Below are 15,164 nucleotides of genomic sequence, written 5' to 3' on the forward strand. Positions count from 1 at the left end.
CTCACTATGGGTGAGCAGCAGGAACATGGTTCGCAGGGACACGACCACGGGTACATCGGGCACAAGGAAGACCTCCTCAAGCGGCTCCGGCGTGCCGAGGGCCAGGTGCGCGGCGTGCAGCGCATGGTCGAGGACGACACCTACTGCATCGATATCCTCACCCAGGTGTCCGCGGCCACCAAGGCGCTCGAGCGGGTCGCGCTCTCGCTCCTCGACGACCACCTCCGGCACTGCGTCGCAGCAGCCGCCGAAGAGGGCGGCGCAGTCGCGCAGGAAAAACTCCGCGAAGCCACGCAGGCAATTTCCCGCTTCGTGGGATGATGAACGCGCCAGGTCCGTTAGGCAAGGAGCGCGATGACTCAGGAACCCACCCCCGCAACACCACAGTTTGAGCTGGCCGAGCCCGGCCAGGTCGACATCACCCCCGAGATCGACGAGATCGGTGAGCTCCTCGGCACCGACGATGTCGACGACGGCTCACCCGACGCCCCCTGGCGGCAGGGCTACCCGTACGACATGAAGCTCGGACGCAAAGAGTACGAGAAGACGAAGCGCAAGCTGCAGATCGAACTCCTCAAGCTCCAGGCCTGGGTGAAAGAGTCCGGGCAGAAGATCGTCATCATCTTCGAGGGCCGTGATGCGGCCGGCAAGGGTGGCGCGATTAAGCGCTTCACCGAGCATATGAACCCGCGTGGCGCGCGGGTCGTCGCGCTCGAGATCCCGACCGAGCGCGAACAGACCCAGTGGTACTTCCAGCGGTACGTCGCGCACCTGCCTGCCGGCGGCGAGATCGTCATGTTCGACCGCTCCTGGTACAACCGCGCGGGCGTCGAACGCGTCATGGACTACTGCACCCCGCAGCAGTACCTCGAGTTCACGCGCTCCGCCCCCGACTTCGAAGAGCTGCTCGTGAACTCGGGTATCCACCTCATCAAGTTCTGGTTCTCCGTCGGGAAGGCCGAACAGCGCGCACGCTTCGCCTCACGCTCGCAGGATCGCGTGAAGCAGTGGAAGCTGTCGCCGACCGACCTCGCGAGCCTCGACAAGTGGGACGACTACACGCGCGCCAAAGAGGCCATGTTCTTCTACACCGACACGAGCTACGCGCCCTGGACGGTCGTGAAGTCGAACGACAAGAAGCGCGCCCGGCTCGAGGCGATGCGCTGGGTGCTCGCTAAGTTCGACTACCCCAACAAGGATTACGACCTCGTTGGCACCCCGGACACGAAGATCATCGGATCGCCGAGCGACGTGTACGACGACGGTGAGACTCCGACCGGCACATTCCCGGTCGTCAACTAGCCGCGCACACGTCGCATCGCCTCGCTACAGCGAGATGAGCAGCATCGCGACCACCATCACCAGCCCGGAACCGAGGAACGTCACCGACGTGTAGGCGAGGATGTCGCGCATCTTCAGCCCGGCGATCGCGAGTACCGGCAGCGCCCAGAAGGGCTGCAGCATGTTCGTCCATTGGTCGCCGTACGAGACCGCCCGAACCTCCGTGAGCTCGTTGGGAAAATGCACTACTCGGTGAGCATTGGCTCACTCAGTCCATTACGCCCCAGGCCCCGTGCAGAGCCAAGAGGCGTATCGCACACCCTCGCCACCGCGATGTCCGGTTCCGTCACGCCGGGAGGCGCCCCGAGCCGCAAAACGCAAGGAGCCGGCGCCCACGCGGGCACCGGCTCCTGACACAGACGCGTATCGCGGCCTACAGCCCCGAGTACGCGTGGAGTCCCTTGAAGAACACGTTCACGATCGAGAAGTTGAAGATCACGGCCGCGTACGACACGATGTTCAGCCATGCCGAGCGGGTGCCACGCCAGCCACGGGTCGCGCGCGCGTGGATGAAGCCCGCGTAGAGCACCCAGATGATGAAGGTCCAGACTTCCTTCACATCCCAGCCCCAGTAGCGGCTCCAGGCGGCCTCGGCCCAGATCGAGCCGGCAATGAGGGTGAACGTCCAGAACGCGAAGCCGATGATCGCGAGCCGGTAGGCGAGGTCTTCGAGACGCACCTGGTTCGGGAAGCTCGTCATGAATGCCATCGACTGCGTGTCGCCGGCCTTCACCTTCGTGACGCGTCGCGCCTGCAGCAGCTGCAGAATCGACAGCCCGAAGGAGAGCGTGAAGAAGCCGACCGCGAGCACCGCGACGATGATGTGGATCACGAGCCAGTACGAGTCGAGCGCCGGCACGAGGGGCACGATCGGAACGTAGTAGTTGATCTTCGCGATGCCCAGGAACATGATCGTCATGCCCGTAACGAGGGTGCCGAGGAAGCGCAGATCGATGAAGAACTGCACAATGAGGAAGATTCCCACAACCGAGACGGTTGCCGTGAGGGCGAACTCGTACATGTTCGCCCACGGGACACGCTCTGCCGCGATACCGCGCAGCACGGTCGCCGTGAGGTGCAGCAGGAAGCCGAGCACCGTCAGCGCGAAGCCTGCGCGCAGCCAACGCGAGCGCGGTAGCTTCGCCGGAGCACCGGCGCGCGGCGGCTTCACGAGCGTCGCAGTGCCGCCCTGCCCGACGGTCTGCGCCTTCGCGCCAGCCGGAGCCGCGAGGTGGGCGTCACCACTGCGGTTCGCCAGATCGACGACATAGAAGACAAACGCGATCGCGTACACGATCATGCCCGAGTACAGGGCGATCGTTGAGTAAGTTTCAAGCTCGGTCAGCACAGTTCCTCAGACTACCTCCTGTAGCGGGCTACTCGCTGAGAGTCGCAACAGGCTCAGGCTGCCACCCAGGGCAGCCGCGCACCCGGGTTACAGGGTCTCGGTCTCGGCAGCCTTCTTCTTCGCCCGTGAGTGCTTAAACGCGCGGAAAATCTCGAACAGGATCGGGATGCCAGGGATGAGCACGAGCACGATGATGAACACTTCGCTGTACTGCTGCACGAAGGGAATCTGGCCGAGGAAGTAGCCGATGAGGGTGACACCAACGCCCCAGAGGAGCGCGCCGACCGCGTTGTAGGCGACGAAGCGGCGGTACGTCATGTTGCCGACGCCGGCGGCCGCTGGCACGAATGCGCGGAAGATCGGAAGGAAGCGGGCGATAATGATTGCCTTCGGGCCGTGCTTCTCGAAGAACTCGTGCGTGCGTGCAATGTTCTCGGGGTTGAAGAGCCTGCTCTTCGGGCGGTTGAAGATCGACGGCCCGAGCTTGCGCCCGAGATAGAAGCCAAGCTGGTCGCCTGCAAAGGCGAAGATGAACAGCAGCACACAGGTGATCCAGATCGGCACGTCGATGATGCCCGTGGCGCTGAAGAGCCCCACGGTGAAGAGCAGCGAGTCACCCGGGAGGAAGGCGAGCACGAGGACGCCCGTCTCGAGGAACACGAACGCGCAAGCGAGCACGAGCGCGGCCCACCCACCGGCCTTGAGCAGGGTCTCGGGGTCGAGCCAATCGATGCCGAGGAGCGCGGGGGTCAGAGCGAGAAGCGAATTCACGTCTTTAAGCTACCAGCCGCAGGCTGGCATAAGCTCGGAAGCCCCTTCGGGTGCGCGACTCATCACTCGGCGGGCTCTGGAATGGCCGGCTTCGACTTCTTCTTCTTCGGCGGCGCGAACAACAGCCAGGCGACCGCACCCGATCCGCCGACGAACCAGACGGCCCACCACGGGAAGCCGAGGCTGGCGCCGTCGCCACCCAGCGTCTCGTTCTGTGGCGCCTCGGAGTCGGGCAGCCGCACCGCGTGCACCATGAAGCGATGGCTATTCACTCCGATCGGGGTGCAGGTGAACAGCGTCACCCAGTCCTCCCCCTCCCGAATCTCAAGCGACTCGGTCTCGTTCGGCAGCACCGTCTCAGTCTTTTCGACGCGGTAATGGTGGTCCTCGCCGAGCACACTGATCCAGAACGTGTCCCCCACCTTCGCCTTGGGCAGCGCGGTGAACAGCTTGGAGTGGGGCAGCCCCGAGTGCGCGGTGAGCACCGAGCGCGTCGAGGGCCCGCCGATTGGCAGCGATGTGCCGTACATGTGGCCCGCGCCCTTCGAAATGACCTCGTCGGAGGTGCCGTGGTAGGCGGGCAGGCTGATGTCGAGCCGGGGGTAGTTGATCGTGCCGATCGCGTCGGTGCCGCTCACTCGCAGCATTTCCTCGTAGGCAAGGTACAGGTCGCTGCGTTGCGCCTCGTCCTCGTTCACTCCAATGTACGGGTCGGTGAGTGGACCCGGTTCGAGCTGGTCGTTGTAGGCGTATGCCGCGTCAAGGATCCGGGTGCGTTCTTCGGGTTCCGTGCCGTCCACCTGCTTCACGTAGCCGGAAATCTCGGCGTTGTGGCCGACCCTGGCGACCCACGTCGCGGCCTCCGGGTAGACGAGCATGCCGATCGCAGCCATAGCCACGACCTGCAACACGATGTTGAGGACGATTTGGCCACGGGTGCGTCGCGGGCGCGACGTCTTCGCCGCGGGGTCGGCCTGAGTCGCCACCGGCGCGTCAGCGTGCCTCGCAGCCATTACGCCTCCTGCTGCTCGCGGCGCTTGCGCAGGAGCACCACGACGCCGACGGAGAGCAGCACACCTCCCAGCAGGGCGAACGCGGCAATCTTGCCGCCCGTCTCGCTGAGATCGGGGATCGGGCCGGTTGCCTTCCAGACCACCGCGAGCAGTGTCTCCGGGTCCGTCGCTGAGCTCACGCTGCCCTTGAGAATGACGTCCTCACCGGTCCAGCCTGCCGGGTACGAGATGGGCTTCGCGAAGTAGTTGCGGTACAGGTCGTCGTCCGGCTTGCGGTCGAGGCCGTCGGCGAAGTTCGAGAAACGCAGACACGGGATCGTGATCAGCCCGTCCGCGTTCGTGCGCAGCTCTGCGCCGTCCTCGAAGGTGATGGGGTTCTTGCCGGCGCGAGCGTCGGCCTCGCTCGTGTACAGCCGGAAGTCCGCTCCCGCGATGAGATTCTTCGGATTCCCCTTCTCGTGGACGAGGATGCGCAGCGGGCCGAACTTCGTGGTGGCCGTATCCGTGACGACGCCAGCGTCGCCCGCGAAGAGCCGTACCTCGTTCGTGTACTCGCCCGCGGCGCTCACGAAGCTGTCGTAGGAAATCTTGACCTCGGCGTTCGTGTCGACGAGCAGCTTCTCGATGCCGGCAGCGGTGAACACCGTCTCGAGCGCATCGCGGCCGTCGACCGTGATCGCCTCGACCGTGTAATCGACCCCGGCGCGTAGCGCCGGCTGACCGGTGATCTCGACGACGGTGTCTGCCGCGGAGCCAAGCAGCTTCACGCCCGGGGCAAGAATGTGCTGCACGCGATAGCTCGACAGCTTCGTCACGTCAGGGATCGCGTTCATGGCGGACCAGATCACCGGATCGCCACAGGTCACTGCGGCAGCGTCGCGCACGCCGAGCTTCACGTCGACCGCGGCAGTCTTCGGGTAGACGTGGACCGTCGTCAGCCATTCGCCGCTCTTCGTCGGATGCGGCAGCGGGAGCGCGACCAGAAACGGCACGGCGCGCAGCGAGCCTGCCGGCGCCGCCGTCTCAGTGACAAGGTAGAGCCCGGTTTCGAGCCCGCTGAACGCCACGGTGTTGTCTGCTGCGACGGCCCCGCCTTCAATGGCCGGCTGCTTCGCGACGAGCTTTTTCGCCTCGCCAGGGGTCATGCCGACCGCACGGTTCCAGTCGACAGTGGTCTCCAGTTTCAGCCCGGGTACGCGCTGCACCTCGAAAGTGTGGCCGGCGATTCCGGTCGGCGCACCCGCGGTAGGGGGAAGCCCGGTTCCGGGCTCGTCGCTCGGTTCCGGCTCGATACCGGGGTGGATAACGAGCGTCTTCGGCCCCTCCGGGAACCCGATGTCGGCGGCCTGCGCCGGTGCTGCACCGATGACTCCGAATACGAAGGCAACGATGGTGAGGAGGGCGACGCTGACGCCCATCTTGGCGCCGTGCTGGCCACCATCTGCACGCGTCATCGTCATGGCTTCCTCTTCTCGTCTGGATCGTTCGGTTGGGGTGCCTGTTTCCCGGCCGCCGGGCGGCGGGGAGCAAAGAGCAGGTAGGCAACGATGCCCGACCCGCCAACGAAGATGAGCGTCCACCAGGGGAACCCAGCGGTCAGGCCGTCACCGGCAATCGCCAGGTCGCCTGCCTCAGCGGCTCCCGGCACCCGAACACCGTGTACGAGGTACCGGTGGCTGTTCACCCCGATCGGGGTGCAAGTAAAGAGCGTGACCCGATCTTGACCCTCGACGACGTCGAGGGAATCGGTCACGAATGGTTCAACGGTTTCGAGCCCGTCAACCTCGTAGTAGTGCGTTTCTCCGAGCACGCGCACCTCGAAGACATCGCCGACCTGCGCCTGCGGAAGCTTCGTGAACAGCGATGCGTGCACCAGGCCAGAGTGCGACGTGAGCACCGAGTGCGTCGACGGCCCGCCAACCGGAAGCGAGGAACCGTAAAGATGGCCAACGCCCTGGGTAATCGCTTCCTCGCCGGCACCGTGGTACAGCGGCAGGCCGATGTTCAGTCGCGGGTAGACGACCTCCCCGATGACGCCGCTGTCGCTGACGCGCAGCACCTCTTCGTACGCTTCATACGCGGCTGCGTCGGCTGCTTCCGCTGCCGGATCGCCATCCTGCGAGTAGGGATCCACGAGCGCTCCCGGAGGGAGGTGCTCGTTGTACTCACGCGCCGCGTCGAGGCCGGCGCGGCGCTCAGCAGGAGTGAGGCTATCGACCTCACGGACATAGCCCGAACGCTCGGCGTTGTGTGTCAGCGTCGCGAACCAGTCGGCAGCGGCCGGGTACACCAGCGCGCCAATACCCACCATGGCGACGAGCTGCAGCACGACAGGCACTCCGAGCTTGCGGCGCCTCGGTCGCTCGCGCTTCTCGGGTGGTCGGGAGGTGCCCGACGCTTCATGCATGACTGCGTGAGCCATCGGACACCTCCTTTCCCATCTACCTATCGTTTTCCTACCGGAGCGGGAAGGGGTTACTCCGCGGCGTGCTGACGACGGCGTGCAACGATGAGCACGACGGCGAGCAGCGCGATACCAGCGACGGTGAGCATGATCGTGCCAGTGCCACCGGTGAGCGGGAGCTTGAAGCCACCGCGGTCGTACTGGTTGACGATCGTCTGCGTGGTCTGCGTTGCAGATTCCTTGTTCACGACGAACTCGATCGGCTCAGCGAGCAGCTGGTGATCCTTCAGTGCCTTGGTCTCGACGAGCCAGTAGCTCTGGTAGTCGGCGTCACCCTTGGCAACGGTCTTCCCGTTCGCGAAGTCGCTGTAGCGAAGGCCAGTGATGTCGACGCGACCGTTGTCGTCGGTGGTCCATACGCCATCGGTGTGCCCAGCGGTTGCCGGCCTGATCGCCTTATCAAGCGCGCTCTTGTCGCCCTCAACCGCAGCGCGTGCGGAATCAGCATCTGGGAACACCATGAACTCGGCGCCAGCGAGCACTGCGGTCTCGTTCTTCGGCGCGCCCTCGCTCTTCTTGATGAGCGCGTAGTTGCCGTACTTGACCTCGGTGCCGGGGATCTCCTTCGGCGTGGTCTGCGTCTTCGAGGAGTAGAAGTGCGCGATGTTCTCAATCTCACCGGGCTGCTGTACAACGGTGTCGAGCTTCAAGATGACGTTGCTCGTCGCGTCCACCGCAAGCTTGTCGAGACCGGGAGCAGTGAAGTCAATCGTGACAGTGTTCTTGCCACCGGCTGGGGTGACAGCCACGGTGTAGTCCTCACCAAGAACGAGGCCAGCAGGAGTAGTCACCGTGACGCCCGAACCATCGGCAGCAGTCTTCAGGAATGCGTCATCGAGCACGTCGATGATCTGGAGCTTGTCGGCTGAGACGTACTGACCCGTGGCGTGGTCGCGGGGGCTCGGGTTATCAACGTCGATCGTCCACGTGACGGTGTCGCCAACCTTGAGGTCTTTCGCGTTCTCGACAGTCTTCTCACCCGTAACCGTGTGGTTTTTCGGGTAGACGTAGACCGCGTCGAGCCATGCGCTGTGGTTGCTCGGGTTGGTGAGCGGCAGCGCTACGAGAAAGTCACCTGCTGCGACAACACCGGCAGGGGTGTTGGTCTCGCGGATGAGCCACAGCCCAGCGGGAAGCTTCCCCTGGTCAGACGAGTCGTCCCAGCGAATTTCGCCATCGACATCGGTGACACCGACACGGTCAGCGCCCTTGGCACCGACCTTTGTCTTGGCTTCTGCGAGCGTGAAGGCAGCGATCTCCTGCTGGCCCTTGTTGGTCATGGCGTCGTTAACGAGCGGTACACGGAACGCCTCGAAGGTGACGCCTTCAATGGCTTTGCCGGTGACGTCCTGCTTCAGGCCCGACGCTACAGCGCCGTTGTCTTTCGGCTGCTCGAGCTTTGTGATGACGAGTGCTGAGCTCTCGGGCATCGCGTCGACGGGTGCAGCCTGAGCGGCTGCGGCGCCACCGAATGCGAGCGCGACAGCCGTCACGAGCGCACCGGCGCTCGCGAGGAGGCCTCGCTTCTTGTTGTTCAACATGGTTTCCCCTTCTTGAAAACGATGATGTGAAGTTCTTCTGATGATGTGAAGCTTGGTGGGGCGCGATGCCCCGGAATAAGGATTTAGGCGCCGTGGCGGGGAGTGACTGGGCGGCGTACGCGCCACCAGATGATTCCCGCTGAAGCGATGATCAGCGCAGCGGCGCCGCCGCCCCAGAGCAGCCAGGGCCCGATGCCGCCCGTGAGCGGAAGCGGCGTGGGCGCCGGATCCTTCACGAGCATGAGGTAGCCAGTCGGGTTCACGCAGGCGGTCGGCCGCTCGGCGACAGTTCCGCCCTTTGTGATCTCACCGGTCTCCGGATTCGTCTCGCCGGGGTTGCACCGGTCAAGTAGGCCTCCCCTGCCATTCGAGACGTCGAGCTGACCTCGGCCCTGCATCGCTTGGCCGTTCGCAGGCCCGTCGGCTTCAGGCCAGATCGTGAACTGCATCGGCTGAGACAGGCGCTGCACTCCAGCGATGTCACGTACGTACTTGCCGTCTGTGCTGCGCTGCTGGTTCGGGGCCTGTGTCTCTACCAGCCAGAAATCGCCTGCGCTGAGGTTCTCCGACCGCCAACGGCCCGCCTGACCGCCTTCGGCGATCGGGTAGATCGTGCCGCAGAGCGGCTTCTGGTTGTCAGGGTGCATCGCGTTCCAGTCGATGAGTTTCTGGAGCGTCTTCGAGTTCTGACCAAAGTCCCAAGCGCCCGTATCCGCGGCACGGGTGCTCGACACCCATGTTCCGTTCCAATCGTCGGCCGCGTAGTCAGTCCGGCAAAGCTCAACCGCAGGGTAGGTGCTCGGTTCCCCAGCAACGTTGTTCCGAACCTCAAACTTGTGGCCGACCATGTTCCACAGCCCAGTCGAGTCAGGATCCCATTTCTCTGTGGTTCCTGGGATCAGATCGTCTGCGTAGCGATCAAGGCCTGCACCAGCTGCGTCCTTGCGGATCGTGAAGTAGTTCTGGCTGAGCTCGTGGCGGACCTGGCACTGTGCGGGGAACTGCACGTCTGCTGGCGTCGACGACTTCGGGTCAAGCGCCGTGTTCGGCACATTTTTGCCCGTAACGCAGGCGTTCGGCGCAAAATCTCTGCCCTGTGTGCCCTTCGCCATTCCCGTCGCGTAGTTCACGAAACTCCAACCCGTTGTCGGCGCTTTGCCGGCGCCCTGCCAAATCGAGGGGTCAGGAATACCGGCAGGGCTCTCAGCGGCCTGCACAGCGAACCACATCTCGGCGCTCACGGCCTGTGCCGGCACCTTCAGCGCAGGGCCGGAGGTAACGATCCACCGGCCGTTGACCTGTGTGGGTGCTGCGACGTCTTGGACGGGAGCGTAGGTCTCTGCGCTTGAGGTGTTTGGCTGGCCGTTGAGACCCACGGTGCGACCCTCCGCATTGAAGAGATAGACACCGTGCTGCTTGGCACCGCTCGGAACCGCGGCTTCAGGAGCCCAGCCAGCCGTCTTGAAAACATGCGTCACGTCGTCGGTGAGCACGAGGTCGGTCAGCGCCGTCGTGCCAGTGAGCTTCGTCGCCATAACCTTGTAGTGCGCATTGCCCCCCCTTGTGGAGGCGCGCGCCGCTGGCGGGCAACGAGCTCTTGGTGACTGTCCAGGCGTTGATCGGATTCTCAACGCACAGACCTGGCACACAGTCAGTGGGTGGCTTGGGGTCAGTCCCGCGAGCAAGCTTGTTACGCAGGAAGAAACCCTGCTGCGTGGTCGCGCCCTGCCGCTCGTCTGTTGCATCACCATTCTCTTTGACCTTGACATGCACGGTCAGGGTGAGCATCTGCTTCGCCGGCACCGTGCCGCCTATCGTGAGCCATTTGTCGGCGGGAGACCACGCGTGTGTCAGGCCGGGGCCGCTGACTGCAATCACGGGGCTCGTCGTTCGCTGCCCCGTCGAGGGGTTGTAGAACGTCGCGTCATCGAGCACGTCAGCGAGGTAATCGCGGTAGTTCACTGCAGCAGGATTCGCTCCGGAGCGGTTATCAAAGGTGAGCTTGTATCCGACGACACCGTTCTCATCAACGGGGGTCCCCGAGGATAGCTCCTTCCCGTCTGCACCGATTGCAGTCTTCGACACGTCCATGAGGGAGTTCTTGATCGTGCAGACAATCTCCTTGCCTGCAGCTTCGGCTGGCATGGTGAAGCTCGTCCCTAGGCTCTTGTCGCTCCAGAGCACCTTGCCGTCGAGCAGACACTCCCAACTTGAGACGTAGTTCTTGAGATCGGTGGACGAGTTTCCGGCAACTTCGGTGAACGACATCGATGCGCCGATAGCGACGGGCACTGGACCGACCTTCTCCTTCTGGAGGCCCGGATCATTGCCCGTCGTGGTGGCTTCTCCGAGCAAGGCGGTGCCAGACCTCAGTTGGAGCTTGAACTGGTCGTTTGCGAACGCGCGGCCGTCGGGTAGGTCCTTCTGAATCTTTACAGTCGGTGGGAAGCTGCAAGTCGCGAGGTCCGTTGTTGAGAACCCTGAGTTCGACGGCAAAGAGACACTCTTGGACGCCCAGTTGCCAGAGGCTTCTTGCTGCAAGTAGGCGAGCTGTGTGCCCGCTCCGATAAAGAGCTTGCCGCTGGAGTCGTATGCAATCCCGTTGGTGTTGCTGAACGGGGCTGTGCCGCTAGCAACAAGCTCCGCACCTCCAATCGCCTGGAATCCCTTGCCATTATCGAGTTTGGCCTTGTCGAGGCGGAACACCTGTAGCTGCGTTCCTACGCCACGCACGAGATACACGTTGCCGACGGTATCGAACGCAAAGTCGCCATTGACACCGACCTGGTTGGTCTGGCCGTTCACCAAACCCCGCAATTCGATCTTGCCAGCAGGCTCAATCGAGTTCGACCCAGGCTTCATCTTCCAGAGCTGGAAGTACTGGCCGCCGGAGGGAGTCCAACTATTTGGAGCAGCGTTGAAGCCGCCCACCCAGTATGTTCCGTCGGGACCAACAGCTCCGCCGACGAGGCTGGAGACGTCTGATGAAGTGAGGGAGACCTGAGCTTGGGTCGAACTCCACCGTGCGCGATCAACGTCATATTTGTAGACCGTGTTGGCGTTGTTTGGCTGCCATCGACCCGCAGTATTCGTCCGATTGTACGCATACACAGCTGCGCCGCGGTCCCCGATTCCGAGACCGTTGAATTCACCTGCGCCAGCAGTCTGACCCACGTATTCAACGGCACCATTCGTTCCATTGACGGCGACCTTTTGTAGCTGCCCAGCGCTCGAAATTGAGTAGACATCCCCAGGCACGCAGCTCAAAGCTGAGGCGGCGACAGCCGCGCGGGCTGGCTTAGGCTTCGCAGGAGTTGCGGGCTCCGCTGGTTCCTCAGCTTCGGGCGCAATCACTTCGGTTTCGGGTGCGGGCGTCGTTGCCTCGCCCTCGGGCTGCACGGAGGTCTCCCCCGGAGCACCAGCGGAGGTCTCCTCCTGAGAGTCGATCGGTTGCTGTACAGCGCCGTCGTTGGACAGCGCCTGATCCAGCGTCGCGGCCTGCGCCGAAGCGACTGCCGTATCTGCCAATGGCATGACGATTCCGACGAGCGCGCTCAGCACGAGCGCGCTCGTCACAATCCCCCTATTTCTAGGCTTCCCCAACCTGTCCCCCAAATTACTTTGCGCGCACGCGTGTGCGACGCGACCAACCGGTCTTCCCCAAGACCGTCGTTGGTGCGAGATACATACTGCGAGAAGTGTTTCTCAGCGGTATTGCTCTGTTCGGCACACACCGGACAACTGAATTCATAGAAAACAAACAGTTCCGTGTCGCCGACGTTCAGCATAGGCTGGGGTTGAGGTGTGTATGTTGAAAAGTAGGCGACCTTCCCCCTGATCTTCCCCCTGATAGCGGTATCGTTCGCCCGTCATACCCCCGCACTGCCCCCCTCGCGACAAGAAAGGCGCTCATGCTGCGTGTGAACAGCTTCTCTGGCCAACCAGAGCATGCTCAACGCGCAGTCGCCGACGGCGGACGAGTCGCCCTGCCAAGCCGATGCAGGCTGCTCGAGCGGCTCGCGGAAGAAACCGCAAGATCCGCCGGTATGCAGCGATTGACTCTCGTGCTCGCCCCGACCGGCTACGGCAAGACGGCCACCATTACCGACTGGCTTGGCGGCGACGAAGACGGGCTGTTTCCCGTGCGCTGGGTGCGCTGCTCAACTGCGGGTCCGCACAAGCTGTGGGCTGCCCTCACGAAGACGCTCGCCCCGTACTCCAGCAGTGTCGTGGAGGCCGGATCCGAATCCGCTGCGGCAGTCGTGGAGATCGCGCGCGAGCTACACACCGCCCTCACACTCGTGATTGACGACTTCCATTTCGCGACCGACGCCGCAACGGACATGGCGCTCGCTGAACTGTCGGCAGAGTCGCCAAAGCTCACGCTCATCGTGATCGGCCGCAGCGTCACCCTGCTCGACGGCCCGCTCGTGAGCGCGACGACGCGCGTTCGGCTCATCGGAGCAGCAGACCTCAGCCTCACCCCGGAAGAGACTTCGGAGCTGGTGGAGAATCTGCAGGTGCCCGCCAGCCCGAGTCTCACCGCGGCCATGGCCCGCTCTGAGGGATGGCCGCTCGCGATCCGCGCAGCGCTCAACCTCGGCGCCGATGGCCTCTATATTGAGACCGCGGAGGGGCGGATCTGGGCGGATGGATCGGCAGCTCAGCAGTTTGACCCGCTCTCCAACCTCAACGCCTTCGCCATGGCTTCCTTGGAAATCATGGACGCTCATGCCCGTCACGTCATCCTCGCGGCGTCCCAGATCCATGCGATCAGCGTGAATCAGATTCGTGACATTTTGGGTGGCGACGAGTCCGCCGCGCTTGCGGCGACCCGGTACCTCACCGAACTTGGTTTCCTCGTGTCCTCTCCCAGCCCTGGCCCCCAGGAGTACCGCTGCCACAGCTCAGTTCGCTCAGCGTTCTCCGAGTACGCGGTACACACCATCGACTTCGCGCAGCGTCGACGGCTCTACGACGGCCGTGCTCGTGAAATCGCAGACACCGCGCCCTACACAGCCTTCCGTCTCTTCTGCGCGGCAGAAGAATACGATGCAGCGGCGATTACCTTCGCCCAGAACTTCACGCTCATTACTGATGAGGGCGAGCCCTGCCTGCAGACGTTGCGCGCGCTCCCCGAAGCGGTGTTGCTCAAGCACCCGACGTTCACCGCTGCGCTCCTATTCTTTGAGTTCCCGCTCGTGGGTAGCGCGCCGGCCCGCCTCAGGTACCTCCTACGCATCTGGCAGCGTGGCATCGATTTTCACTTGCCCGCCGGCATCGCGAGCCCTGCAGGGCCTACCCACCTCCAGTTGCTGTGCGAATCGATGGTATTCAACCGGGTCCTCGGCGATCTCGATACTGCCAAGTCGCTCATGCTCCACATCGAGAGCCGTCTCGCCCCCGACCGGGGCCCCCAGTTGCCGCTCTCCGCGGAACCAGTAGCGGAAGCGCCAGCGGTGCTTCCCGGCAACGGTTCCCTCTCGGTGTTCTACCGTGAAATCGCCGGCACTGCCATCGCCGTCGGTGACTTTGGGCGGGCGCGCCGAAGCCTGAAACGGTTGCGGCGGCTCTCCGAGCTGAAAATCTCGACGCCCTGGCACGGCTTCCCGCACGCCTCAACCCGCACGGTCACCGACCCCGATTCCGGGCGCAACTGGCTGCTCGCAGCCCTGTCAGAGTTGGCTTTCACCGACATCATCGACGGGCATGTACGGCGGGCCGGCGAACTCATTCATGAATACGATGAGCTCACGCGGTCGTCCGGAGCAGCGGCCCCGGGCATTTCGTGGGTGGGGGCCGAGGTCGCCCGAGCCCACATCGCACAGGAGAATCGTGACGGAGTGCTGCTGCAGCAGGCAGTCGACAGGCTCTCCCCCATCAGCGATCGGCTTGAACCGTGGCCGATGCTGCTCATCGCCGAAGCGGCGATGATGCGAGAGTCACGAGGAACCGCGCTCGCGCTCGCGCACTTCGTCTCGGGCCTTGAGGACGGGCAACGAAACACCCCCATCCCCCTGGCCTGGAATAAGTACGTTGTCACGTTCGAAGCGATGCTCAACAGCTCCATCGGCAACCTTGCCAGGGCTGAGAGCCTGCTCGCAGGCAACGACCCGGATGAGCCGGCGTTTCGGCTCGAACAGGCGCGACTCGCACTGTTCTCAGGCAACGATGTCGAAGCGCTGCTTCTCGCACAATCCGTCGGGGATCCCGGGGCGACGAAGCGCCAGCGCGTGGATCGTCGGCTCATCACGGCGGTCGCCGAGTGGGGCTGCGACCGCAAGTCGGACGCCGTCGCCTGCCTCGGAGCAGCCGCCTCCCTCGTCGACAAATATTTCCTCCCGGCAATGCTCGTGAGCGTCCCTTTTGAGCAGCTCCGCGAGGTCGCCGTCGCTGCCCGTGCCGCGGGCGTCTGCGACATCGTTGATGCACTCGACGCGATCCCTCAGCACGCACGCGCCTCCCGCTTCGAGCAGCTCACCGAGATGGAACTGCGCACCCTCCTCGCGATCACTGAGCACCGCAACGCGAACCAGGCTGCGGCGAGCCTGTTCATCACTGCGGGGACGGTGAAGAAGCACCTCGCCGCCGTCTACCGCAAACTCGGAGTGCGCGACCGCGATGCGGCCATCTTGCGCGCCGGACGCATGGGGCTGCTCGACTGATCCGCGCACCGGCCCGCTAGG

At 63.9% G+C, this 15,164-nt stretch carries 11 protein-coding genes and 1 pseudogene; 3 read left to right on the top strand and 9 right to left on the bottom strand.

Annotated features, from left to right (window positions below; genetic code table 11):
• Positions 1-6 precede the first annotated feature (6 nt).
• Together AUL38_RS02655 and ppk2 are read left to right on the top strand one after the other, a co-directional pair.
• Positions 7-321 carry a metal-sensitive transcriptional regulator gene (locus tag AUL38_RS02655; protein WP_059059077.1) on the top strand — a complete coding sequence of 105 codons (315 nt, stop codon included), beginning with the start codon at positions 7-9 and terminating at the stop codon, positions 319-321.
• Positions 322-354: 33 nt separating this feature from the next.
• A complete protein-coding gene (gene ppk2 / locus AUL38_RS02660; RefSeq protein ID WP_059059078.1) occupies positions 355-1,302 on the top strand; it encodes a polyphosphate kinase 2 in 948 nt (315 codons plus the stop codon).
• Positions 1,303-1,326: 24 nt separating this feature from the next.
• Here the strand turns inward: ppk2 and AUL38_RS02665 are convergent.
• From AUL38_RS02665 to AUL38_RS02705, 9 genes and pseudogenes are all read right to left on the bottom strand, one after another.
• Positions 1,327-1,500: pseudogene (locus tag AUL38_RS02665) on the bottom strand (TIGR00366 family protein); the annotation flags it as partial.
• Between the two features lie 214 nt (positions 1,501-1,714).
• The gene (gene ccsB / locus AUL38_RS02670) at positions 1,715-2,641 is read right to left on the bottom strand and encodes a c-type cytochrome biogenesis protein CcsB (protein WP_059059159.1); all 927 of its coding nucleotides are present in this window, start codon (positions 2,639-2,641) and stop codon (positions 1,715-1,717) included.
• 135 nt (positions 2,642-2,776) lie between these two features.
• Complete coding sequence (locus AUL38_RS02675; protein WP_059059083.1) at positions 2,777-3,460, bottom strand: DedA family protein; 684 nt, start codon at positions 3,458-3,460, stop codon at positions 2,777-2,779.
• Between the two features lie 62 nt (positions 3,461-3,522).
• Entirely contained in the window at positions 3,523-4,473 is a 951-nt protein-coding gene (locus tag AUL38_RS02680; RefSeq protein WP_059059085.1) for a class C sortase, read from the bottom strand.
• The gene (locus AUL38_RS02685; RefSeq protein ID WP_059059087.1) at positions 4,473-5,933 is read right to left on the bottom strand and encodes a SpaH/EbpB family LPXTG-anchored major pilin; all 1,461 of its coding nucleotides are present in this window, start codon (positions 5,931-5,933) and stop codon (positions 4,473-4,475) included. Before AUL38_RS02685 ends, AUL38_RS02680 begins: the two co-directional genes overlap by 1 nt.
• Positions 5,930-6,895, bottom strand: coding sequence for a class C sortase (locus AUL38_RS02690; RefSeq protein ID WP_235590576.1), 966 nt, complete (start codon positions 6,893-6,895; stop codon positions 5,930-5,932). Before AUL38_RS02690 ends, AUL38_RS02685 begins: the two co-directional genes overlap by 4 nt.
• A 53-nt stretch (positions 6,896-6,948) precedes the next feature.
• A complete protein-coding gene (locus AUL38_RS02695; RefSeq protein ID WP_059059091.1) occupies positions 6,949-8,478 on the bottom strand; it encodes a SpaH/EbpB family LPXTG-anchored major pilin in 1,530 nt (509 codons plus the stop codon).
• An 83-nt stretch (positions 8,479-8,561) separates the two neighbouring features.
• Complete coding sequence (locus AUL38_RS02700) at positions 8,562-10,013, bottom strand: hypothetical protein (RefSeq protein WP_059059093.1); 1,452 nt, start codon at positions 10,011-10,013, stop codon at positions 8,562-8,564.
• On the bottom strand, positions 9,919-12,054 hold the full coding sequence (locus AUL38_RS02705; RefSeq protein WP_059059095.1) for a hypothetical protein: 2,136 nt from the start codon (positions 12,052-12,054) through the stop codon (positions 9,919-9,921). Before AUL38_RS02705 ends, AUL38_RS02700 begins: the two co-directional genes overlap by 95 nt.
• 470 nt (positions 12,055-12,524) lie before the next feature.
• On the opposite strand from AUL38_RS02705, the gene AUL38_RS02710 reads away from it, so the two are divergent.
• Positions 12,525-15,143 (top strand): LuxR C-terminal-related transcriptional regulator, encoded by a 2,619-nt coding sequence (locus AUL38_RS02710; protein WP_161937393.1) that lies wholly within the window; start codon positions 12,525-12,527, stop codon positions 15,141-15,143.
• Positions 15,144-15,164 lie beyond the last annotated feature (21 nt).

Origin of the sequence: Leucobacter sp. G161 (assembly GCF_001482305.1) — a bacterium.
Lineage (GTDB): Bacteria > Actinomycetota > Actinomycetes > Actinomycetales > Microbacteriaceae > Leucobacter.

Bases quoted from the DNA above. Each gene is read 5' to 3' on its own strand.
- AUL38_RS02655 (WP_059059077.1), top strand. From the start codon at position 7: ATGGGTGAGCAGCAGGAACATGGTTCGCAGGGACACGACCACGGGTAC.
- ppk2 (WP_059059078.1), top strand. From the start codon at position 355: ATGACTCAGGAACCCACCCCCGCAACACCACAGTTTGAGCTGGCCGAG.
- ccsB (WP_059059159.1), bottom strand. From the start codon at position 2,641: ATGATCGTGTACGCGATCGCGTTTGTCTTCTATGTCGTCGATCTGGCG.
- AUL38_RS02680 (WP_059059085.1), bottom strand. From the start codon at position 4,473: ATGGCTGCGAGGCACGCTGACGCGCCGGTGGCGACTCAGGCCGACCCC.
- AUL38_RS02685 (WP_059059087.1), bottom strand. From the start codon at position 5,933: ATGACGATGACGCGTGCAGATGGTGGCCAGCACGGCGCCAAGATGGGC.
- AUL38_RS02690 (WP_235590576.1), bottom strand. From the start codon at position 6,895: ATGGCTCACGCAGTCATGCATGAAGCGTCGGGCACCTCCCGACCACCC.
- AUL38_RS02695 (WP_059059091.1), bottom strand. From the start codon at position 8,478: ATGTTGAACAACAAGAAGCGAGGCCTCCTCGCGAGCGCCGGTGCGCTC.
- AUL38_RS02700 (WP_059059093.1), bottom strand. From the start codon at position 10,013: ATGGCGACGAAGCTCACTGGCACGACGGCGCTGACCGACCTCGTGCTC.
- AUL38_RS02710 (WP_161937393.1), top strand. From the start codon at position 12,525: ATGCAGCGATTGACTCTCGTGCTCGCCCCGACCGGCTACGGCAAGACG.